The 21,896-nt window shown below is 50.2% G+C and carries 25 protein-coding genes; 2 read left to right on the forward strand and 23 right to left on the reverse strand.

The features are described 5' to 3' along the window. Positions 1–97: 97 nt before the first annotated feature. The 18 genes from EJQ19_RS13005 to EJQ19_RS13090 all read right to left on the reverse strand — a co-directional run bounded on the left by EJQ19_RS13005 (position 98) and on the right by EJQ19_RS13090 (position 14,922). A complete protein-coding gene (locus EJQ19_RS13005) occupies positions 98–721 on the reverse strand; it encodes a glucosaminidase domain-containing protein (protein ID WP_126141658.1) in 624 nt (207 codons plus the stop codon). Continuing rightward, a complete protein-coding gene (locus EJQ19_RS13010; RefSeq protein WP_126141659.1) occupies positions 718–1,110 on the reverse strand; it encodes a phage holin family protein in 393 nt (130 codons plus the stop codon). Before EJQ19_RS13010 ends, EJQ19_RS13005 begins: the two co-directional genes overlap by 4 nt. 156 nt (positions 1,111–1,266) lie before the next feature. Next, on the reverse strand, positions 1,267–3,663 hold the full coding sequence (locus EJQ19_RS13015) for a fibronectin type III domain-containing protein (protein WP_126141660.1): 2,397 nt from the start codon (positions 3,661–3,663) through the stop codon (positions 1,267–1,269). Positions 3,664–3,975: 312 nt separating this feature from the next. Further along, positions 3,976–4,239 carry a hypothetical protein gene (locus EJQ19_RS13020; RefSeq protein ID WP_126141661.1) on the reverse strand — a complete coding sequence of 88 codons (264 nt, stop codon included), beginning with the start codon at positions 4,237–4,239 and terminating at the stop codon, positions 3,976–3,978. 6 nt (positions 4,240–4,245) lie between these two features. After that, on the reverse strand, positions 4,246–4,806 hold the full coding sequence (locus tag EJQ19_RS13025; RefSeq protein ID WP_241242880.1) for a putative phage tail protein: 561 nt from the start codon (positions 4,804–4,806) through the stop codon (positions 4,246–4,248). Next, on the reverse strand, positions 4,799–5,860 hold the full coding sequence (locus EJQ19_RS13030; RefSeq protein ID WP_126141662.1) for a baseplate J/gp47 family protein: 1,062 nt from the start codon (positions 5,858–5,860) through the stop codon (positions 4,799–4,801). The genes EJQ19_RS13025 and EJQ19_RS13030 overlap by 8 nt, the downstream gene beginning before the upstream one ends. A 5-nt stretch (positions 5,861–5,865) precedes the next feature. Further along, a complete protein-coding gene (locus EJQ19_RS13035; RefSeq protein WP_126141663.1) occupies positions 5,866–6,258 on the reverse strand; it encodes a DUF2634 domain-containing protein in 393 nt (130 codons plus the stop codon). Further along, the gene (locus EJQ19_RS13040; protein WP_206438411.1) at positions 6,255–6,572 is read right to left on the reverse strand and encodes a DUF2577 domain-containing protein; all 318 of its coding nucleotides are present in this window, start codon (positions 6,570–6,572) and stop codon (positions 6,255–6,257) included. Before EJQ19_RS13040 ends, EJQ19_RS13035 begins: the two co-directional genes overlap by 4 nt. Then, positions 6,538–7,536 (reverse strand): XkdQ/YqbQ family protein, encoded by a 999-nt coding sequence (locus EJQ19_RS13045; RefSeq protein ID WP_126141664.1) that lies wholly within the window; start codon positions 7,534–7,536, stop codon positions 6,538–6,540. The genes EJQ19_RS13040 and EJQ19_RS13045 overlap by 35 nt, the downstream gene beginning before the upstream one ends. Before the next feature lie 9 nt (positions 7,537–7,545). Further along, the gene (locus tag EJQ19_RS13050) at positions 7,546–8,292 is read right to left on the reverse strand and encodes a LysM peptidoglycan-binding domain-containing protein (RefSeq protein WP_126141665.1); all 747 of its coding nucleotides are present in this window, start codon (positions 8,290–8,292) and stop codon (positions 7,546–7,548) included. Then, the gene (locus EJQ19_RS13055) at positions 8,289–10,781 is read right to left on the reverse strand and encodes a phage tail family protein (RefSeq protein WP_126141666.1); all 2,493 of its coding nucleotides are present in this window, start codon (positions 10,779–10,781) and stop codon (positions 8,289–8,291) included. Before EJQ19_RS13055 ends, EJQ19_RS13050 begins: the two co-directional genes overlap by 4 nt. Positions 10,782–11,024: 243 nt before the next feature. Then, a complete protein-coding gene (locus EJQ19_RS13060; protein WP_126141667.1) occupies positions 11,025–11,447 on the reverse strand; it encodes a phage tail assembly chaperone in 423 nt (140 codons plus the stop codon). 22 nt (positions 11,448–11,469) lie between these two features. After that, positions 11,470–11,934 (reverse strand): phage tail tube protein, encoded by a 465-nt coding sequence (locus tag EJQ19_RS13065; protein ID WP_126141668.1) that lies wholly within the window; start codon positions 11,932–11,934, stop codon positions 11,470–11,472. A gap of 1 nt (position 11,935) precedes the next feature. After that, a complete protein-coding gene (locus tag EJQ19_RS13070) occupies positions 11,936–13,249 on the reverse strand; it encodes a phage tail sheath family protein (RefSeq protein ID WP_126141669.1) in 1,314 nt (437 codons plus the stop codon). Position 13,250: 1 nt separating this feature from the next. Further along, complete coding sequence (locus EJQ19_RS13075) at positions 13,251–13,433, reverse strand: hypothetical protein (RefSeq protein WP_126141670.1); 183 nt, start codon at positions 13,431–13,433, stop codon at positions 13,251–13,253. Then, positions 13,430–13,831 carry a phage tail terminator family protein gene (locus EJQ19_RS13080; RefSeq protein WP_126141671.1) on the reverse strand — a complete coding sequence of 134 codons (402 nt, stop codon included), beginning with the start codon at positions 13,829–13,831 and terminating at the stop codon, positions 13,430–13,432. The genes EJQ19_RS13075 and EJQ19_RS13080 overlap by 4 nt, the downstream gene beginning before the upstream one ends. Before the next feature lie 85 nt (positions 13,832–13,916). Further along, the gene (locus EJQ19_RS13085; RefSeq protein ID WP_164716522.1) at positions 13,917–14,399 is read right to left on the reverse strand and encodes a sigma factor-like helix-turn-helix DNA-binding protein; all 483 of its coding nucleotides are present in this window, start codon (positions 14,397–14,399) and stop codon (positions 13,917–13,919) included. Continuing rightward, positions 14,386–14,922 carry an ssDNA-binding protein gene (locus EJQ19_RS13090; RefSeq protein ID WP_164716524.1) on the reverse strand — a complete coding sequence of 179 codons (537 nt, stop codon included), beginning with the start codon at positions 14,920–14,922 and terminating at the stop codon, positions 14,386–14,388. Before EJQ19_RS13090 ends, EJQ19_RS13085 begins: the two co-directional genes overlap by 14 nt. Positions 14,923–15,211: 289 nt before the next feature. Here EJQ19_RS13090 and EJQ19_RS13095 point away from each other — a divergent pair, with 289 nt between their 5' ends. Continuing rightward, complete coding sequence (locus EJQ19_RS13095) at positions 15,212–15,598, forward strand: helix-turn-helix domain-containing protein (protein WP_126141674.1); 387 nt, start codon at positions 15,212–15,214, stop codon at positions 15,596–15,598. Between the two features lie 12 nt (positions 15,599–15,610). Next, positions 15,611–16,018 carry an ImmA/IrrE family metallo-endopeptidase gene (locus tag EJQ19_RS13100; protein WP_126141675.1) on the forward strand — a complete coding sequence of 136 codons (408 nt, stop codon included), beginning with the start codon at positions 15,611–15,613 and terminating at the stop codon, positions 16,016–16,018. Between the two features lie 594 nt (positions 16,019–16,612). On the opposite strand, the gene sufB is transcribed toward EJQ19_RS13100, so the two are convergent. Genes sufB through sufC form a run of 5 tightly spaced genes read right to left on the reverse strand, consistent with a single transcriptional unit; the run spans position 16,613 to position 21,867 of the window. Beyond that, positions 16,613–18,010 (reverse strand): Fe-S cluster assembly protein SufB, encoded by a 1,398-nt coding sequence (sufB, locus tag EJQ19_RS13110; protein WP_126141676.1) that lies wholly within the window; start codon positions 18,008–18,010, stop codon positions 16,613–16,615. Positions 18,011–18,065: 55 nt separating this feature from the next. Continuing rightward, a complete protein-coding gene (gene sufU, locus EJQ19_RS13115) occupies positions 18,066–18,500 on the reverse strand; it encodes a Fe-S cluster assembly sulfur transfer protein SufU (RefSeq protein WP_126141677.1) in 435 nt (144 codons plus the stop codon). Continuing rightward, on the reverse strand, positions 18,487–19,713 hold the full coding sequence (locus EJQ19_RS13120) for a cysteine desulfurase (RefSeq protein ID WP_126141678.1): 1,227 nt from the start codon (positions 19,711–19,713) through the stop codon (positions 18,487–18,489). The genes sufU and EJQ19_RS13120 overlap by 14 nt, the downstream gene beginning before the upstream one ends. Further along, a complete protein-coding gene (gene sufD / locus EJQ19_RS13125) occupies positions 19,710–21,005 on the reverse strand; it encodes a Fe-S cluster assembly protein SufD (RefSeq protein WP_126141679.1) in 1,296 nt (431 codons plus the stop codon). The genes EJQ19_RS13120 and sufD overlap by 4 nt, the downstream gene beginning before the upstream one ends. Before the next feature lie 31 nt (positions 21,006–21,036). Then, positions 21,037–21,867, reverse strand: a complete 831-nt coding sequence (gene sufC / locus EJQ19_RS13130; RefSeq protein WP_126141680.1) for a Fe-S cluster assembly ATPase SufC — start codon at positions 21,865–21,867, stop codon at positions 21,037–21,039. Between the last annotated feature and the right edge of the window lie 29 nt (positions 21,868–21,896).

The raw sequence follows: 21,896 nt of genomic DNA on the forward strand, positions 1-21,896 counted from the left end.
TATCACCGTTTAAATTCGTTATATATAAGCATAGCATGTCTTTAGGGGTTGTAGAACCGTCCACAGGTCCCTGTGATCTCGGTCTCGGGACGGAGCTCTATTCAAAAGGAAGACCCGCTGCAAGCCTTAGTTGGTTCGCAAGCCAGTTATAGTAGGTCTTCTGCTCTTGCAACTTGTCCGTTGCTGTTGCGTCGTCTTGGCACGCCTTTTGTGCCTTATCCGCTTCGTGCCAAGCCGGTCCAATCCACGTATTGATAATCGTATTTGCGACACCCGGGTCTAATTTCAAGCTTTCCTCCTCCGCTCTTTGCAGTGTAAAGCCTTGCTGTTGGTTGCTGATCAGAATCTTAACCAACTTGTTCGCATAATTAGGATCTGTCGCCCATCCCGCGGCAGCGATCGCCTGGATCTGATCCATTTCAGTCAACTTCCATCTGACGTCGGCATACCGTCTGTTTTGAAGAATAAAATCCACATATCCCTCAATAGGGTCATCATACTTGATATAAAAGCCTCCTTCGGAGGCAGGGCGGGGCGTCCCCTTCAGGGACTGACTCATATAAGGCTGCCACGTCTGGCCCGCGATATTATTGTTGACGCGCAGATTTGAACTCGTAAAGTTGCCGGTTTCAAGCTGCCACTGGGCTAAAATGACTGTCGGAAACCAGCCTATTTCCAGGCTAGCTTCCCTGGCCTTGTTCCACCAATCAATCATGTTCATTTGGATGTGCCACCGACTTTACTTTTGATTAGCCGAATCGCTTCTCGCAATGGCTTGGGAAGCGGCAGCCCCAGCTTGCCGTAATTTTCACTGATCGAAATCAATTCGTTCGCTAAAAATGAATAAATAGCCCCCTGCATAATTATCGTTGTTCCTTGAACCTGGTCGAGCCGATGCGCGAGCATGATTGCGGTAAACATGAGCGCTTTTTTAATAAGCCCCCAGAAGCCGATGCTGCTTTGCGGCTGACCCGATTTAATCATGGCAAGAACGCCGGTGATATAGTCGACACCTGCGGCTATCGCCAATAAAACTAACAAACTCGTCCACCCCCCGAATGCATAGGCTCCCAATGCTACAAACAATGTCGACGCGATACTTTTTTCCATCCTCAACCACCTCCATTTCTAGTTAACAAGTTGGCTGCGAAAATCGTAAAGCCCTCGAACATGTAATTTTCGTAAAGTTACAGGAATGAAAAAGACGACTGAACCGAATTCACGGATAGCCGTCTTTATTTACATCAATAGTATGATTGCTTCCACCTACGTACCCAATAGCGCCGTTCTTAAATCTAGCCAATGTTGGCCTTTGCGGTTCTTCGTCGTGTCGATCACCGTATCAGGTGCCCATGAAGGTGCTGCCGTAGACAGCACTGTGTAAATGTCCGTGATTGCCTGTCTCAACTCAATTAAATGGACAGCCCTGACGTTTGTGGCCGATGCCCCGTTCGTCCAGTCTTGAATCGAAGTATCTGTCCATGCTGCAGCAGCCAAGCCCCGCGCCTGTCGGATTGCGTTAACTTTTGTTCGCAAATCATCTATCGTACGCTTGCTAATCGCTGTATCGTCTGCCACAATGACAGTAGGCCACGAAACGGCCTGAATCGTAAATGCCGCCGTCGCGCTCCACGTCCCCCAATCCTTGCCATCGTACGCCCTGATCCTGACGTAACGTGTGCCCGTTGACAAATCAGCTTGCGGCGTATAATAGCCTATGCTGCCGCTTGGTAAGCTGGTCGCGCTCCAACCCGCAGAAACAGCGCTTGACGTTGTGTCAATTAGCGTCGAAGAGAAGTCATTGACGGCGCTCACCTGAATTTGAAAATTAGTCAATGTGGCGTCGTTGGCATCCGTTACTGTAAACTTAAATTTAGGTCGCTTGTTGAGCGTATAGCCCAAGGCTGATAGATTGACCGATGTCGAAACGGAATAGCTGTTCGTTGTGAATGTCGTATAGTTCAACGTACTAACATTTCCGGCGTTGTCCGTATACGTCACTCCCCATCTATACTGTGTCGCAGGTGTTAACCCTGTCATGTTGTTTGTAAGGCCGACAACCGATTTAGGATAGCCGGACACGTTAATCCATGAACTCCCGTTCCATTGCTGTAAATACAGGGTTGTGAGCAGCAGGCCGGACGATGGCGCGGGATCGTTAAAAGCTGACCACGAAACGCCGTTAGAAGTCGCATATACTACGCCGTTTGTTTGCGTCGGCGCGTTTGGCGCTAATGTGTCGGTTGTAACTGTTGAGGCGGCGCTAGGTATGCCCCAATTTCCCGCGTTATCTTGGTAAACCACGTAAACGCGGTATTGCGTGTTAGCCGTTAGTCCTGTTATCGTGTATGACGTTTGACCAACAGCCATTTGTGTAGTTTGTATCCTTGTATTTCCGGCCGCATTATCAACGCATACATAAGCGCCGCCCGCTTGCCCTGAACTCGGCACCGGATCACTAAACGCGGAAAATGTAATTGCTGCTGTCGTGCCTGTTACGGTTCCAATTGTATGCGTCGGTTGATTGGGAATTACTGTATCAATTAATGTCGGCGTACTTCTCCCGCCGAAATTAGGATCTGGCCCCGCTCCGTTGGCGATATTAACCGTGCCTGATGCGTCCCACACCTTGACCCTAAAATAATAATTCCCATCCGCTGTTATAACCCCTGCGGGTATCGTGTAACTCGTTGCAGCCCCCGCGATATAACCAGAGTCCCATAGCTGCACTGTGTAGGAACTGTTGACAATACTAACGGCAAACCCCGCTTGCGTGTCCCCACTGTCTGGATCGCTAAATGTCCATGAAATTGTAGGCGTCCGCGTATTTGCGTATGCTGTCGGGCTTGTTACTGTTGGCGCGTTCGGTGCTGTATTAGCGACATAAGTAAATACTCTTGCGCCTGTTGATGATGCTCGGTAAGAAGCACCAACGATAGGAGAATACCCAACACTTCCGTTAGAATGTTTGACGAATCCGTTATAAGTCGTATACGTTGAACCAATTAATATAGGCGCATTTCCGACCGTTCCGTTGTTCGTGATTGTTTTGTAATAAACCGTACCCGTTGAACCGCCTGTAATAATAAAATAAATGTGAATTGTGCCTGAACTGTCCATCATGTAATGGTAGTAATAGCTTCCCGCAACGCCGAGCGTTGTCGAAAGTGTTTGCGTCCATGATGAACCGTCAAAACGGTTTATAGTAATCGTACCGCCTGAATTTGTAAGTATCACATGGTAAAGTTTGTTGTCTGTTGGATTTACAAATAATTGACCGCCTACAGGAGAAGCAGAAGCAACGGACGGGTATGCAATTTCTGTATACGTCATTGCATTAGAGTCAATTTTTCCAATCATGTAATTTGGGTATGAATACACTGGATAATAAACATATCCGCCTAATTCTACAGGCTCGGCCATACCATATTGCGGCGTGTACGATGACGTTCTCCACAATGAAAATGTACCATTCCAAGTACCTTGGTATAGACTGTATGTGTATGTGTCCCCACTTTCTCCGTCATGATAGGTTACGGAAACAAATATTTTGCCGTTTGATGCCATGACGGGATAAGCCGCCGTTGGAACATACCCGTAGGCGAGACTTCTTGACCACGAATTAGCTGACGTAACTTGGGAACCCACTGTAATTGCCGCCATATCGAAGCCGCCAATAGAAACAGTATCATAAGAACCCGCACCACCTGACGTTCCAAGAACATACGTATCACAAACCGTAATGTAAGATTTCACCATAACTGATGTTGAAGTAAGATCAACCCAACAATGTAAATAGAATGACGCTCCCTTGTCTTGGGAAACCCAAAATTGTAATCTATTATTATTGGTTCTATTTGTGTAAAAAACCCAACCATTACTAAGATAATAAAAATCCTGTATAGTATAGTCGGCCCCGCTTGGGAACATTTCGACATAAGTAAGTAAGCTAGAAGCCATTCAGTATTTCACCCCTTACGGCGCATATTTTTTAGCTAATGCAACCTGCGCCTCAACCCACTGCTTCGTCGCCGCATGCATGGCTGCAGTTGGATCGGCTGGCAACATAACTCCGCTGCCAGTAAACACCGGATTATTCTTTGGGGCCTTCCCCGCAACCGCTGCATCTAAAGCATCCATATTGTCATCAATCAGCGTTTTCAGGTTAACGTAGGTCGTCGTTGGTGAACTACGGTCAACTTTGTTTAATCCAAGATTCGGAGTAGTAGGCGTGGCCATACCACATCACCCCCATGCAAGATAGTCGAGCACTGTGTGCTCAAGCTGGTCAATCGTAAGCGCTTCTACCTCGGAAACAGAGAGGTATCGAAATGTATAAACAACTTCGAGATGTGCCGGTACAATATCGCCCACAGCAGCATAGACGTCGCTAATATTAGGAGGCGAACCGAGGACGCCAGAGAACCTCACTGTAATTTGATACAGAGACGGGTTTTCCGCGACATCAATTTCTCCATTTTGATAACTACTTACCACTTTCTTTAGCAGGTTGACCGTGACAGTTCCCGTCCCCCTGATCTTTGATTTAATCACTGATCGCCGTTGATCGTATGGCTTTGCAATGTCCGTAGCGATACCAAGGAACTCCTCCCAATACGAAAGCCCCCATGTTGCTCGATCAACAAATGCCTGGTCAACTACACCACTGAGTACAGTGGACAAGTCGTCTACCTCCACGCCCTCTGTTTGAACAAGGGCTCTCGTCTCATAAATGCTGTCATAAAATTGCGGCAGCTCATTTAGCATTCTGGCGCCAGCCGGACTTGTAATATTGACATCAGACACTTAGCGTCACCGTCCCCAAAACACCTAGAGCTTCGGCATCAATGCTTGCATTCCCACTAGCTCCATTGAGCAACAGCGACGAATAATCGGCCACGCCAGCCACATTCAACAGCATAGCCCCGACGCGCGCATATTTCACAGATGGGTCGGAGCTAAAGGCAATATCGGCTAGGTATTCGGTCAGCGCTGATTCAAAATCGATTTGCACCTGAGAAAGTGTTCTCGAGCCGTCTAATGAGATTGTCCCTGTGATGTTAATCTCGACGCTTGTTGCAGCGACGACCGTCACGGCAGCACCGATTGGTGCTTGGCCGTCCCCAGTGCCAGCGCCCGGGTCAATGTAAGCCTGGACGTTCGAGACGAGCGCCGGACTCGCCGGCTGCTTGTTGGTGTCGATAATAATAACTTTGACTGTGCCAGGTCCGTCCCACAGCGGAATCACCTGCGCGCCGCCTACGCCGTCGACCTCCAAAGCCCATTTTTTATAATTCGCCTTGTTGCCGCTCGTTGTTGGCTCCCTAACCTCCGAGAAGAAACGTGCCCGATAACTAGCGTCGCTCTCCCGCCCGGCGCCGGGGATGAGCACATCCGACAGGGTCGCACTCACCAGTCCGGCAATGTAATCGATGGGCAGCATGGTGCCATAGTGTTGATTTCCGACAACGCCTAGCGTCTCGCAGCGCATTTCAAATTGGCCGGCAGCTATTTTCGAAACGGCCGCATACGTCACTCCCGAGATGGAAAACCGGCTCCCGACAGGTACATCGAGCAGAACGCCTGCAGCCCCTGCAAACACGCCCTTCCTTACTGCGTAAGTCGCCTGATTTCGCGTCAGGCCAAACGGCTCGGTTAAATCATCCAGATGATCCTCTACAGCCGTTTGCGGAAATACAGAACGGAGTCCCATGTCCAATTCGACGTAAAGCTGGGCAAGCTCGGAAGCCGCAGGCGCCAAAGCATCATAGATCATACTCCCCTGGCGCTTGTCCACATCGTCCGGGATCCGATCCAACATGCGTCTCAAAATGACCGCGTAGCTTTGTGATTCATACATCGGCGTTACACCTCTTTCCTCATTTCAAAATTCCCATAGATCGTGATAACCGTAAACGTTACGATTGCGGAATCACCATTCAGACGAATCGTCAGATCTTCAATAGCTTTAATCCGATCATCTTGGAGCAACGCCTCTTGAATCCGCCGGTTAAGCTCAGTCCGAACAAAAACCGCACTCTTCCCAATAAGTGATTGCAGCTCGCAACCGTAGTCGGGCCCATAAATCAAATACGTAAATCGCTCTGTTTGCAAAATTTTATATACCGCTTGCCGTACCGCCTCCAACCCGTCCACACGCCCAATGATTCGCCCCGCAACCGGATCGAGCGCATAGGTTACAGAAGGCTCCTCAACTTGCTGCAGCACTTTATTGCCAACTCCCCCAGAAGGAATCATGCCGACACCACCCGATCCAAAATCAAAAACTGCTGACCGCCCTGCAAGCGAAGCAATATCAAATCATCCCCGGCCTCAAGGCCGCGACGAATAACCAGCGGTTCCGGCAGCGCCTCACTCTCTACCCGATATGCCGTCAGACTCTCAGGCACAATCAAAAAATCCTCATCGAGCGCGAATCGTTGATCAACGAACACCTCTAGAGGATCAATCCCTGTGACTTTTGCAAAAAGGAGCTGCAGCGGCTTCCCCGCCTCCGTCGCCCCAACGCCAACCTGTTTAATTAGGTTGTTCAGTTCCGCTATTTTTTTCATAGTCGTATATCCTCAATTCTAGTGACATGGTATGGTCGGCCCCGCTAAACTTATGCGTACATTCATCCACCAGAAAATAACTGTTCAGCCCTAGCTCCCCGATATTGATCGATACAGAACTGCCGGCCCGCACCCGAATTTCCCCAATGGCATCTATGGAGAAGGTGCGCGTTTCACGGTTTTTCAGCTCAATTAAGTTATTCAACATTTGCTTAATCTGCGCTTCGTTCAGCTTCTCATTAACCTTCTGATAAAATTGCAGCCGCCCCCACCTGGCGATATTCCCGAGATCCTGAGCGACATACAGGCTCCGCGATTTCGTCGTTTTATTGTCCTGAACGAGCTTGATGCGGTTGTACGTATCGGAATCAATGGATCGCTGCATGCTATAATCGAGCGCAAGACTCTCATCGCCGATGGAAAAATCCAATTTCCAATCCGCAATATCCCGCAGCGCCAACTCGCCGAAATCGTCGTAAAAAACGTAAGATCTCCCCGTTGCAACTGTCGTATCCGCCAAAGCATCGCAAATCATATCCAGCAGCTTGGTGCCGTCCTCCAGCCTTTGAGGGAACTTGTGAGCCGTATCGGCAAGCTTTCCGGTTTTTAGTTCCAAATCATCGGCAATCTTCTGAATGATCTCTGTGGCTGTCATATTTTTAAAAACATACGTCTCATTCCCCATCAAATACCGAACTTGATCGTAAGCGGTAATTTTGACGCCGTTGTCTCGGCCATCGTCGACGACAAAAATGTAGCCGTAGAACAGCGGCTGCTCGTTATACCGCAAGCGCACCACGTTGCCGGGCGCATACTTAAAAGCATCGCTTTCATAGATCCCTCCCTTCAAGAGGGTAAAATCCAACCGGGAAGCCTTGCCAACCCTGCTGGTTTTCACCGTCACCTCGGCAAAAGGAGGCTCCCACATCATTCCGTCCCGATTGTCAATCTCTAACGTTAACATGGCAGCACCTCAATGGGCAGGAAGCTTGATCAGCGTGCCCGCCTTTAATTTTCTGACATCCGCATCCGATAGCTTATTTAGCTTTTGGATATCCAAGTATCGTGAACTGTCCGGGTCCCCATTCGGAGTCTCATAAAACTTCTTAGACACATCCAACAGCGTCTCTCCGTCTTTCAGCATGTACGTTTCCGGCCTGATGCGATCATCGGGCCGACGCTTCTGCTGAGAAATCGCAACCGACTCACCGTTACTGTCTGTTTTGACCACCACTCTGCGCGCCGAGTAGAATACATACTCCTTCAGCGACAGCGAGTATTCCAGATCTCCAGAGCTCCCCGCATCCTCTTTCCAACTGAACTTTTCAATCGAAGCCGGAAAATTAATATCATTTCCTCGAAAATACTGCTCAACCAGATGCTGCTCATAATGCGCGCCATACACAAACCGGATCGGATGTTTGGTCGCCATCCATTTTTCAATCAACTTCACATAATACATCGGTTCATAGAGCTTCTCACTCGTCACGAACGGATACAACTTGGCTGGAAAAATGCCGCTAAACGACACCTCCCTCAGTTTCGGGCTCGTAATCACGTTGATTTCGCCCGCACGTGTTTCATTCGTCCCTCCGTTCGGTCCGATGATGTCGTACGTTTTGCCATTGCCGCTGGCCGTTAGCTCAATCGTTTCGGGGTTGACAGGAATTTGGAACCCTTCCTCGTTGTTGTTGAAGCTCAAGTGAATTTCATAACTCACGCGATCACCCCGCTCACGGAACTGGAGACTTCCACTTGCAACGCTTCCACAATCTGACCGAGCATATCCTCGACATCGCCCGTGTTATTGTTATGAATATCCCCTGTCAGCTGGACAGTCGGCGTGAGGGAGACGAAGTTTTGAATGCTCTTCATCTCGGCTAAGTCGCGCATGACCTTCAGATCCTCGCTGGAGATGTCTACGGTGTCGTCGATGGAACCGACCTCATTGACCCGGTTAATGATAGCGTTCTGGTTCATCCAGCCGTCGAGAGCCGACATATCCGGGCTCGGCATGCTGAACGAGAGATTTTTCATAAAATCTGTGCCGCCTTTATAGCCGTAGTCGAACTCGTTTTTGAGGTTTTTGTAGCCCATCTTGGCGCCGGAGAAGTCCACCTTCTGTTCCATCGGTTTGTCCATGCCGTCCAGCATCGCTTGCATGGAATCGCTTATCGCATGAACATTTGGCTCCTCAAACAACTTAGCCGGTTCAAGATTTGTGCCGAATTTACTATTCAAAAAATCCAGAAGCCAGTTAAAACCTTTCAAAGCAAGATTAATGGCTCCAATAATTCCTTTCATAAAACCGCCTGCAAATGTTTCTGCGTTCCGCAACATGTTAATCGCCGCTTGCGCCCAGGTGAGTGCCAATTCGTAGCATGCATTTTTCACGGAGAAGAAGGCATTAATCATGATTTCGGCAAAGCCAACTAAACCATTTGAAATACCTGCAATAACGTTCCAGATCACGCCAATGAGAACCATAAAACTCCCCGCTATGAACCCCACAACCTGCTCCGTCGTGACTCCACACTGCATCAAAATATACACAAGTGCCCCGACCGCAGCCATAATCAATAAAATCGGCCAGTTGATCGCAAGCCACGCGATGGCTTGGGCAATTAGCGGCGGCACTGCCATCCACAAGCTGACAACCAACCCAGCAATAACAGCAACAGCGATAGCTGTTAGAATATTACTAATTAATGGCCAATGTGTTTGAATCGCAGTCGACACAGCTAGAGCCGCTTCTACCAGCGCTTTAAAAATTAAAGCCGCTCCACGCAACCCCACGGACAAAGCGTCGAAATACGGTTGGAACTTACCACTTTGAAAGGCCGTATTCAAAAGCTGAATGAGCGGCATGAGCGCTGCCGTCGCCCCTTGACCCGCATCCGACATTGCGGATTGGATGCCGTTTTTCATCGTTTGGATCTGATTCATCGGGCTGCTCATTAATTTTTCATAGGCAGCCTGGCCCATGTTTTGCTTTTCCATCAATTGATCCAACGCTTTCATAGCACCTTCCACATCTCCGCTTTTCCCCAAATCTTCTAGCTTAGATTGGCTGATGGCCGCTTTGGAAATATGGAAGTCACTTTCCAAGGCTCCGGTATCGCCTGTCACCGCGTCTCTAACAGCCGAAGCTGCGCCTTCAAAATCTTCACCGCCCCCGAAAGCGTTAAGCCGTTGCGCCATTGTGTTCATTTTGGACAAGTGATTCGTATTTTGTGCAACCGGGAGAAAAGATAGTGTATTTTTCAAAGATTGATTGACGTCAGCGCCGGCTGCAATCGCTTCTTTTTTGAATTTAGCAAACATGGCAGAACCAACTTTGTCGTTGCCAGTTCGAGCCTGAAACATGTACAACAGATCTTGCTGTTCCATATTGGGAATAATCGTCTTCTCGGCAAGCTTGCCCCCGTTCGAGATCAGGAAGTTTGCTGCGCCTTTTGCCAGGCCTAGTATACCGCTGCCAGCTTTAGCAGCACCATCAGGTGCGGCTGCAGCCAGTTTATCGCCCGCAGCAGGTGCAGGCATCCCGCCTTTACCTCGGAAAAGTGATTTTACCCCGGCAAAGGCCCCTCCAAGAAGGCCCTTCACACCAGTGAGGGCTCCGCCTAGAAGACCTTTCACGCCAGTGACGACTCCCCCAAGAAGAGCTTTCATACCAGCGGCAACGCCTCCAAGAAGAGCCCCAACCACACCTTTTAGCGCCGAAAGGACTTTAAATATATTCAAAATAGGACCAACCAGCTTGGCAACCCTTAATAAAAAGGTAAGTAAGTTTAATGGAAAATTGATACGAATTTTCGATAGAAAAGTCCCTAACGTACTTGAAATACGAGAACGCAGGGATGTGGCCTGTGTCATCGTTTTGTCGGTATCAAGTGCAACTGCAGCTTTGCCTTTAGATGCTTTGAGCGCCTTACTGCCTGCAGTGCTGCCATCGCGGCCGAATTTAATGTTCCCAACCAGCACCGCCAATTTTTTTACAGTGCTCATAATCGTTTCAAGCAGCTTGTTGACTTTTGTCAAAAATGCCATCAACGCAACGGGAATATCCACTTGAATTTTTGACTGAAAATTCCCCATCATTGCCCCAATACGGGATTTTAGCCACCATGCTTGAACCATGGTTTTAGCCGTATCCAAGACAAGCGTGGCTTTGCTAAACAATTTAAGGCTATTACTAACCGTCGCCATCCGACACTCCTTTCCCGCAAACAAAACGCCTCCAAGAGGCGTTTTATTTCCGAGTCTTTTTGGATTCATCCGCCTCGCGTTTCGCAAATACCTGGAGCGAAGCGAACACGAAGGCCCGCTCGGTCCGAGGCAGCTGCAAAATTTCGTGAGGCAGCCTTCTTAGTTTAAACAAGGCGTAGTACAGGAGGACAGCGGTCGGGTCCGGCTCGCACCGTTCCCCGTCCGTGCCCCATCCTCCTTCGATTAGTTTTTTGCCTCGTCGACCAGATCGTTCATGTCTTTATCAAAGCCGTTGATTTCCTGCACCTTGAGCAGCAGGTTCGCATATTCGCCGGCGAGCAGCATTTTGCGGATCAGCGTTTCCGCGCCGAGCACGCTGTACGATTTTTGCAGGTCCGCATCCTTCAGATTCGGGAACTTGACGCAGGCCACTGCGAGCTTGGACAAGTAATCCGTCTGATCTACTTCTGCCACCTGCTGGCCGCCTTTGCTTTTGCTGCGCTTGGTAGCCGATTTGCGGATCGCGTCGTTGTCCTCCTCCGTTATGGAGCGAAGCACCCAAGCGACCGGTCTGCCCTCGCTATCCTTAAAGCGTTCGGAGACGACGAACTCCTCAGTCGTTTCCACCGCGACATTGCCAGCCAAAAATACACTCATTTCACTCATGCCAGTACCCTCCCTCTATGAATTAGCCTAATGTAGGCGCAGAAAATTCCGTCGGCATATCCCAATCGTCGAACGTAAAGGTCACTTCTTCTTCCATGGCCTCGGATTCAACGTCGAAAGCAGCGATCGTAATTTCGTCCAGGTTGATGTTTTTGACCGTCGTCACCTGCTGGCCGATCGAGGAGCTCGGATCTTCATTGGTCACCTGCACGTCAAAATACACGTCAACACCGTTCTTGGTGTATTCCAGCATCATTTTACGAAACAGCGAAGTGGTGTAATAAATCGTCATGCTGCCGGTTCCGCTGAAGCCGTTGGCTTTGTTTTGCGTGCCGCGTTTGCCGAGCGTCTTGATTTCTTTCTTGTTTTTCTTCACCTTCGCCTCGAATTTCTTGGCATAAAACATCAGTTCGACCGAACCGTTAATCGTGGCGTAAGCGCGAGCGGATTGCCCGGAAATGGTATCTTTCGCATAAAGGAAACTCATCTTAGTTCACCTGTACTTTCGTATAAATTTTTTCGATGGCATCAACCGGCTGTACGGATACTTCAACGAGTACGCTGTCTGCCGATTCGCCTTGACCAATGACAATGTCTGTTTGCGAATTGAAGTTTTGCACCGCACCGATCTCCTGCAGGGATTCCAAGTACTTCACATATTCGTTCTTCAAAAGGTTGCGACCATCGCTGTTGTTATCAAGTTTGCCGATATAAAAACGCTCGAAAATCCGCTTCAAATCGTTATTGATCGCATCCAGGACGCGAAGCACACGGTTTTTGGCGAACACGGTCCCCTTCGTCACAGTAAACGACGTCAAAGCATTAATATCCTGCTCCACGATCGCCTTGCCGTTGTTATGGGTGAACAAGAACTCGCCGGATTTCAACGCCGTTTCGATTTGGCTGTTCGTGTACCTCGGGTTCGCATCCACCGCATCGTCATACGCCTGGTAGGTGAGCGTTTCATTCACTTGCGCTGCGGCTGCGGCCCCTGCTACCCAAGCGGTGGCTGACACGGCATCAAGATGCGTTCCATCGCTCAAAACAACCCCGTTTTTGACGGAGATCACGCCTTCGTAATCCGCTGTTGGATAGTTCGCGAGGACAACCTGAATTTTCTTGCCCTCGTCATCCCGCAAACGCTTGGCAAATGCCGCATACGTCGCTTTCAGCGCCGCATCGCTCGACGGCAGCGCCATCGTCTGAAAATCGTAAACCTCAATCGCCGTCAAATAATCGACGTGGTCGGCATTCGTCACCGTACCGTCGGCTCCGCCGGTCAAGGCTGCGCCGGCTGTAGCGGTCAGATCGCCTTCCCCGCTCCAATCGATCCAGGCATTCGCCGCAAGCTCCGCAATGGTGCCTACGATCTGCTTGTCCACGACCTCCGAACCGAGCAGCGTCGTAACGTCAAACTTGGAAGGCGTATCGACGTTCGGCTGAATCGTCACTTTCAATTGGTTGCCGCGCTCCCCACCGTGCTTCGCTGTAGCCGTCAGGCCATCCACCGTAACAGCAGCTTTCGTTCCGCTGTTCAAGCAATAGAGCAGCAGCGTGCCGGCCCGCTTCAGCGCCTCTTTGACCAAGACGAGCTTGCTGTCCGTCACATCATAACCAAGCAGCGCCTTAACATTATCGCCTGCATGAATTTCAAGCACTTGCTTGGCCGGGCCCCAGCTCATCGCGAGCGCCATCGTCGCGATGCCGCGATCTCCCAGCGTGCCCAACGAACTGCTGCTTGCGAAATTAAAATATGCGCCCGGGCGCACCTTATTTTGAATTGTAAAAGTTCCACCTGCCATCTTACTGCACCGTCCTTTTCAAAAATGTTGTGATCATCTGTTCCACCTGTTGGTGGGTGTAGCTTTCGCCGTCTGCGAGCTGAGACTTCAGCACATCTTTCAGCGTCCCTGCCCACCGGGTCGAGCGCAATAGCTGCTCTTTCGTAAATACGGGCTCTCGTCCCGCTTCGAGTTCCTGGTTCATACGCGAACCTCCTGTTCAAGCTTCATCGTCTGAGGGTGCGCCGCTTTTTCTCGCATCACATGAACATCCGCCGTTACATAAAAGCGGAGGACATCCTCGGCGATTTCATACTTCATCGTGTGCAAGCGAAAGGGTTGCTCGCCTGCCCCTATGTTCCCAAGCGGTTCAAAAAGCTGCTCAGCCACGCCCCGGCAATCGGCCTTTTTCGTCAAGCTCTCCGGCTCCGGATAAAAGGAAATGCAAAACTGCATGACGCGCTTGCTCCTTCGATCCAAACCGCCGATTTGTTCGCTGCTCGTCAACGCGACGAACAGATGCGATTCCTGGCTTCCCGGCTCTTCGGTATAAACCGGAATACCAGCCACCGTCTCGCCGAGGCAAGCGGCAATGCCTGCCATAATCTGATCGACAATGATCGTTCATCACCTCCTTAGCGAACTTATGTTCTCATCTTACACTATATAGGGGCGAACGTGCGACAAACTAACTTTTTGTAAGTAGATTCTTTCTCACATGCTCAATCTTCTGCTCGGCTCGCTGGTAATGCGTACGCACAGTACGAATCGTAATGTTTAATTCCCGCGCGACCTGTTCCCAACTGAACTCAAATCCGATGTGCAAAATGTAGCACTGACGCTCTCTCTCCGAGAGCGCGGCCATGGCATCGTGCAGGCCGAACTCCTCTTGAGCCGTGAACTCCCGCTCAGAAGGCGCAATGGGGAAGCCTGTAAAGCTCTCAAACCAGCTGGGATCCCACACTTTGGTAAGCTCGTAGACCGAACGCCGCTCTACGCCCCTGCGGTTGCCCGGCGCTCGCCCTGTCCTTAGCCAGTGAATAACGTATTCACAGTCACTGATCATTTCGGCGAGCAGTTTTTGATCCTCTTGACGTTCGGCCTGGCCTTTCAAAGCCTTGAGATCTTGAACGGTTTTCATATATTGAAGCAGCAAATCATGCAGACTCAATGAAATCCACCTCCAGATTAGCTTGGCCATCATCCAGATCAGGGCCGTCATCCAACTTCTGAATGTTTTTCACATACACCCCGATTCCAGTTCTCGAAGCAAGTCCCTCCGCCGCAAAATAGAGCGACACCCGCCCATACATACCGGCATAAATGTCATTTGGATTCAATATAGGCTGGAAATCCCTGTCCACGATCCCTGGCTTTTCGCCGGGTCCGGCTGTCACCGTCAATACCCAGTGCCCCTTGTACACCTGATCTGTCATGGTATCGCCATCGCGAACAGGACTCGAAACTGTCAGGCAGTTCGTATCTTGCCAACGAACCCGTACACCTTCTTCAATCGCACTATGAACGGCTGCATCCATTTTCCGCTTCGTTGCCGCGTCTGTCTTGGGAATGAGCATCGTGATATGATTCGCTGTGTCTTTCTCCAGATTGCAGTTGCTGGCAGCATGCAGCTTGAGCTGCATGAATCTCACCTTTCCAGTTATCACTCTTTGCTTATCATGAATATTTAGCATTGCAGTCCCTCCGTTATTTTCGTCTTGTATTTCCGACGTGAACGCTAATACAATACACCAAACATACGTTCCCATATCTAAAAGGTACAATATTCACGACAGTTCTGTCCAAACTCATTCTGCGCGATTTTTACCCATTTTTACTGGAATCTCCCAATCTAGCTCTGCAACACCATATATTCCCTTAAAATAACTTGTATTTCCGTCTTTTCAGTCTTGCCCTCCCGACGTCCACTCGTTATACTAATTCAATAGTCGGAATAACCGACATGAAAGCGAGGATTCGATCATGTCCATAGGCGCCAACATCAAGCGTTTTCGCAAAGAACGGAAATTAACGCAAGTCGAACTGGCGGAGAAATCCAGTCTCTCTCGTTCGTATCTTGCCGATATAGAAGGAGATCGGTACAATCCAAGTGTAGAGACGCTCAAGTCCATTGCGGAAGCACTGAACATCCCCACGCATCATCTCCTGGATGAAGACAACGCTCCTCCGCCGGTATGGGCAACATCCAAGGACTTGCGGGATTTTAAAAAGATGCTGCTCGAAGATACGCCTGTCATGTTTGACGGGGTTCCGCTGGATCAAGAGGATAAAGACAAAGTGATGAAAGTGATGGAAGCGATTTTCTGGGATGCCAAGAAGAAAAACAAGAGGAAGCCTATCGAAGAGTAGTGGAGGACCTGAATGGACGAACTTATTAATAAGCTCATTCGCAAATATAAAACGAATAATCCATTCGAGCTGGCCAAATGCCTGAAAATCAACGTTATGTTCCACGATCTCGGCGACAACACCCGCGGGTTCTACACCAAGAAGCTGCGCCGACGCTATATTGTGATTCATAATCAATTGGATGAAAACTGGCAGCGTTTCGTCTGCGCGCATGAACTGGCCCATGACAGGCTGCATCCCGGCATCAGCCGCTTCTGGATTGATGAGTCTTCCTTCTTTGTCGCAGGCAAATTTGAAAGACAAGCCAATCGGTTTGCGATCCGACTGCTGACCGCGGGAGATTCTCCGCAGCAGGGCGAATCTTTGCAGAGCTTTTTCAACCGGCATAACCTTCCGGAGAGTATGGAGGCTTTTTATTAGCGCTTCTGAAGGCGAGGCTGTAATGCGACTTGGATCAGTCAGATGCGAAGCCATAAAAGGCAGATTCGGTCCGCCATCAAACCTGCAAATATGGGTACTGCTCAGGTACCTAGCATGGTGGGCATTCGAATTCCTGCGGAAAGGCTTGCCTACCCAATTGGCTCGAAGTAGGCACCTCTTGGCAGGGCTTGCCACTTGGTAGAATAACATCGCGGCAGGACCGGTGTGAGAAAAAGCTGTAACGGATGTCACAGCGCTTATTGCCCTGAAAAACGGGCAATTTTTATTCTAACGGTTGCCGCAGCGCTTATTTCGATGAAATCCGGTGAAATCAGGCCGAGTTCATAACAATAGGCTCGGTGGCAACCGTTACAGTTTGAAAATGCGGATTTTGAGCCAAATAGTCGCTGTGGCAACCATTAGCCCTAGCAACGTGCCTTCACCGTCCCCCACAAAGCCAGCATTTATTAAAAGCCTGCGCAAACAAAAAAATACGTGTCCGCGCGCCTTGAGCATACGAGCATCAAGGTCACGGCGGACACGTATTTACACATCATCAGGAAGATTGAGTACGAAACCTTGAATTTTCAAAGCTTAACCAATGCTTCCCTCCATCTCAAATTTGATCAAACGATTCATCTCAACCGCATACTCCATCGGCAGCTCTTTCGTGAACGGCTCGATGAAGCCCATAACGATCATTTGCGTCGCCTCGGCTTCGGTCAAACCACGGCTCATGAGGTAGAACAATTGATCCTCAGACACCTTGGAAACCGTTGCTTCATGCTCAAGCGTAATGTTATCGTTCATGATTTCGTTATACGGAATCGTATCCGATGTCGATTCGTTATCCAGAATCAGTGTGTCGCACTTAATGTTCGCTTTGGAGCCTTGGGAGTTGCGCCCGAAGGAAGCGAGACCGCGGTAGGTTACTTTACCGCCGTGCTTGGAGATCGATTTGGATACGATCGTGGATGTGGTATCCGGTGCAAGGTGCGTCATTTTCGCGCCCGCGTCTTGGTGCTGGCCTTTGCCCGCAACCGCGATGGAAAGCACCATACCTTTCGCTCCGCGGCCTTTCAGCACAACAGCCGGATATTTCATCGTCAGCTTGGAACCGATGTTGCCGTCGACCCATTCCATTGTTGCGCCTTCTTCAGCAACCGCACGTTTGGTAACAAGGTTGTAAATGTTTGGCGCCCAGTTTTGGATCGTCGTATAACGCGCACGGGAGTTCTTTAGGCACACAATTTCAACGACCGCGGAGTGCAAGGAGTTCGTGCTGTAGATTGGCGCTGTACAGCCTTCTACGTAGTGTACGAAGCTCTCTTCGTCGGTGATGATGAGCGTACGCTCGAATTGCCCCATGTTCTCGGAGTTGATGCGGAAGTAAGCCTGCAAAGGCACTTCGCATTTGACGCCTTTCGGCACGTAGATGAACGAGCCGCCGGACCATACGGCGCTGTTCAGCGCGGCGAATTTGTTATCGGACGGAGGAATAACCGTACCGAAGTATTGTCTGAAAAGCTCAGGGTACTCGCGCAAGGCAGAGTCGGTATCCATGAAGATAACCCCTTGATCTTCCAGCTCTTTTTGCATGCTGTGGTAAACGACTTCGGACTCGTACTGAGCGGAGACACCGGCCAAGAACTTCTGCTCTGCTTCCGGAATACCGAGCTTATCGAACGTTTCCTTAATTTCCGTAGGAACTTCCTCCCACGTTTTGCCTTGCTTCTCGGATGGACGCACGTAGTACTGAATGTCGTTAAAGTCCAGATCGTCCATGTTGCCGCCCCAACGCGGCATCGGCATTTTGAAGAATTGCTCCAAGGACTTCAAGCGGAACTCCAGCATCCATTCCGGCTCGCCCTTAATTCTTGAGATTTCTTCAACGATTTCACGAGTCAAACCTTTGCCCGATTGGAAAATGGCTTTGTGCTCATCCCGAAAACCATACTTATAATCTTCAAGATCCGGCATTTGTTTCGCCATGGTTGATTCCTCCTTCATGTGTAATGTTTATATGTGCTTCACGAAAAAAATGTGCTTAGTGTTCGGTTTTGTGCGTATGCTCGATCCCTTTGCGCAGCGCGTTCCAGGCCAGCGTAGCACATTTGATTCTCGCGGGGAATTTATTGACGCCTGACAGCGCCTCAATGTCCTCGTACTCGAATTCAACCGGCTCACCTTTCATCAGGCCTGAGAAATCCTCCGCCATTTTCAGCGCTTCTTCCAACGTCTTGCCTTTAACGGCATCCGTCATCATCGAAGCGGAAGACATGGAGATGGAGCAGCCTTCGCCGGTGAACTTCGCCAATTTGACAATCCCGTCTTCCACCTGCATTTGAAGCGAAATTTTATCGCCGCAGGTCGGATTGTTCAAGTCGATCGTTACGGCTTCATCCGATTCAAATTTCCCCCGGTTGCGAGGCGTTTTGTAGTGATCCATGATCACGCGACGGTACAAGTCATCCAATTGCATGGCCGAAGTACTCCTTTGTCTTTTGTAAGGCCATCACGAGACGGTCTATATCTTGTTCGGTGTTGTACAGGTAAAAACTTGCGCGCGCCGTTGAGCTGACTTCCAGCCATCTCATTAGCGGCTGGCAGCAGTGGTGGCCTGCACGAATGGCGATGCCTTCCGCATCCAGCACCGTAGCCACGTCGTGCGGATGCACGTCTCCGAGGTTGAAGGTCACGAGCCCGGCACGATTCGTCATCGGGCCGTACACCGTCAAATCTTCAAGTTGCGTCATGCGGTCCAGCGCATATTGCGTAAGCTGAACGTCATGCTGATACACGTTCTCAATCCCGACTTCCTGCAGGAAGTCGATGGCCGCGCCAAGCCCTACAGCGCCGGCGATAATCGGCGTGCCGCCCTCGAACTTCCAAGGCAGCTCTTTCCATGTGGAATTGTACAAATCCACATGGTCGATCATTTCGCCGCCGAACTCAACCGGCTCCATTTCCTCGAGCAGCGCCTTCTTCCCATACAATGCCCCGATTCCGGTCGGCGCACACATTTTATGGCCGGACAGCGCATAGAAATCGCAATCCAGATCCTGCACATCCACTTTCATGTGCGGTGTGCTTTGCGCACCGTCGACGACCATCTTCGCACCGTGTTTGTGGGCGATCTTCGCGATCTCCTTCACAGGATTCACGACGCCCAGCACGTTGGAAATATAGACAACCGAAACGATTTTGGTGCGATCCGTAATCGTGCTTTCCACATCCGCCAGTGCAATCGAGCCATCCGGCTGAAGCGGAATATATTTTAAGGTAGCGCCCGTCGCCTTAGCGGCTTGCTGCCAAGGAATCAGGTTGCTGTGGTGCTCCATCGGCGTAATGACGATCTCGTCGCCTTCTTTCAGCACCGACCGCGCATAGCTGGACGCTACAAGATTGATTGCCGTTGTCGTACCTCTGGTAAAAATAATTTCCTGCTCACCGGCTGCGCCGATAAATTTCGCCACTTTCGCTCTGGCGCCTTCGTACGCATCCGTTGCCCTGGAGCCGAGGGTATGAACACCGCGATGAACGTTAGCATTGTCCCATTCATAGTAATGCTTCAGTGCCTCGATCACCTGAATCGGCTTCTGGGAGGTAGCAGCGCTGTCCAAATATACCAGGGGATGACCATTCACTTCTTGCTTTAAAATGGGAAATAGTTCACGTATCTCGGCTGTATTCATTGTCCCAGCTTCCTCTCCACTAAGCTTTGCAGCTGATCTTCAACGCTTTTCACCGGAATCTCGGAGACAACTGGTGCCAAGAAGCCGTAAATGATCAGGCGTTGAGCCTCTTCCTTCGTAATCCCGCGCGACATCAGGTAGTGAACCTGCTCCGCATTCACTTGACCTACGCTGGCAGCGTGGCCGGCTTTTACATCATCTTCGTCGATCAGAAGAATCGGATTCGCGTCCCCGCGAGCTTTCGGGCTCAGCATGAGCACTTTCTCCGTTTGTTGGCCGTTGCAGCCTGTCGCGCCCTTCTCGATCTTCGTGATGCCGTTGATAATCGCCGTCGCGCCGTCACGCATAACCGCACGCGTAATCATATCGCTCGTAGACGCTTTGCCCCAGTGAACGGCGCGTGTCGTCAGGTTCAGCTTCTGCTCTTGCGTGCCGACACAGATTACTTTCGCATCGGAGTCGGAGCCTTTGCCGCGCAGAATCGACGTCGTATCGGACATCGAGTTGCCATAGTTCAGCTCGCCGACAACCCACGCGATCGCGGAGTCGTCTTCGAGAATCGCACGACGGTAAGTCAGGTCCGTCACGGACTCTTCCATACTGTGCACGGAGGAATAGCTTACGCGCGCGCCCGGTTTCGTGAACACTTCCACGACGCCGTTTTGCACGAGCGGAGCGCCGCCAAGCGCGGATACGAAGTTCTCGACAAAGCTGACGGAACTGAACTGCTCAGCTACGATCAAAATATGCGGCGCAAACGTCGCTTCCGCATCGTCCGCGATGAACAATGCTTGAAGCGGAGCTTCTATCACGACATTTTTCGGGACGTAGATGAATACGCCGCCGTTCCACAGTGCTGCATGCGTCGCCGTCACTTGATTTTCGTTCGCTTCAACGGCTTTCATGAAGTAAGGCTTCACGAGATCCGCATGCTCGCGTACCGCTGTTTCAAGATCGGTGAAGATCACGCCTTGCGCTTTCAGCGCTTCGGACACTTGTGTGAACACGATGCCGGAGTTGCGCTGCACGATCACGTTCTCCCCGCCAGCCAGCCCTTGGCTGACAGCCGGAAGTGCATCCACAGACGCCACAGGCGACTGGGCTTTATAGGAACCGTAGGAGGAAATGCTCCAGCGGTCAATTCTTGTTTTTTCAAGCGTTGGTAAGTCCAGCGAATTCGCCAGGGAGAGACCTTCGGAACGAAGTGTCGTCATCCATTCCGGTTCTTGTTTGCTTCTGGAAAGCTCAAGCACCGAGTTCGAATCGATGGATAGGGTCGTTTGATTGCTCATAATATCCTCCTGATTTCTACTTCGGCGTTGATTAATATTTCGGCGCTGTGGTGTTCATTGGAATTTTGAATTCTTCTTCGTCTTGACCAACCGTTTCGTCCACGATGCCGAGTTCTGCTTTCACCCAGTCATAGCCTTCCGCTTCCAGACGCTCTGCAAGCTCAGGACCGCCGGATTTAACGATGCGGCCTTGCATCATAACATGTACAAAATCAGGTTTAACGTAGTTAAGCAGACGTTGGTAGTGCGTGATGATCAAGAAACCGCGCTCTTCACTGCGCATAGCGTTAACGCCTTCCGCAACGATACGAAGCGCATCGATATCGAGACCGGAGTCGATTTCGTCCAAAATAACGATTTTCGGCTCAAGCAAGAGCATTTGAAGAATTTCATTACGTTTCTTCTCACCGCCGGAGAAACCTTCATTCAGGTAACGGTGCATGAACTCTGGGTTCATTTCAAGCTGCTTCATTTTCGCTTCCATTTGGCGGATGAACTTGATCAAAGAGATCTCATTGCCTTCGCCGCGGCGTACATTGATCGCACTGCGCAAGAAGTCAGCGTTCGTTACGCCCGTAATTTCACTTGGGTATTGCATAGCCAAGAACAGACCTGCGCGAGCGCGCTCGTCAACGGCCATTTCCAGCAAATCTTCGCCGTCGAGCGTTGCGGAACCTTCCGTCACTTCATATTTCGGGTGGCCCATCAAAGCGGATGCCAGCGTACTTTTACCTGTACCGTTCGGTCCCATGATCGCATGCACTTCGCCGCCCTTAACTTCAAGGGAAAGACCTTTCAAAATTTCCTTTCCTTCGACGTTCGCCTTCAGCCCGTCTATTGTAAAAATTGGGGAATTTGCCATTTCAATAAGCCTCCATAATGTTGAGTGTA

It is taken from the genome of Paenibacillus whitsoniae (genome assembly GCF_003955665.1).
Taxonomy (GTDB): domain Bacteria; phylum Bacillota; class Bacilli; order Paenibacillales; family NBRC-103111; genus Paenibacillus_E; species Paenibacillus_E whitsoniae.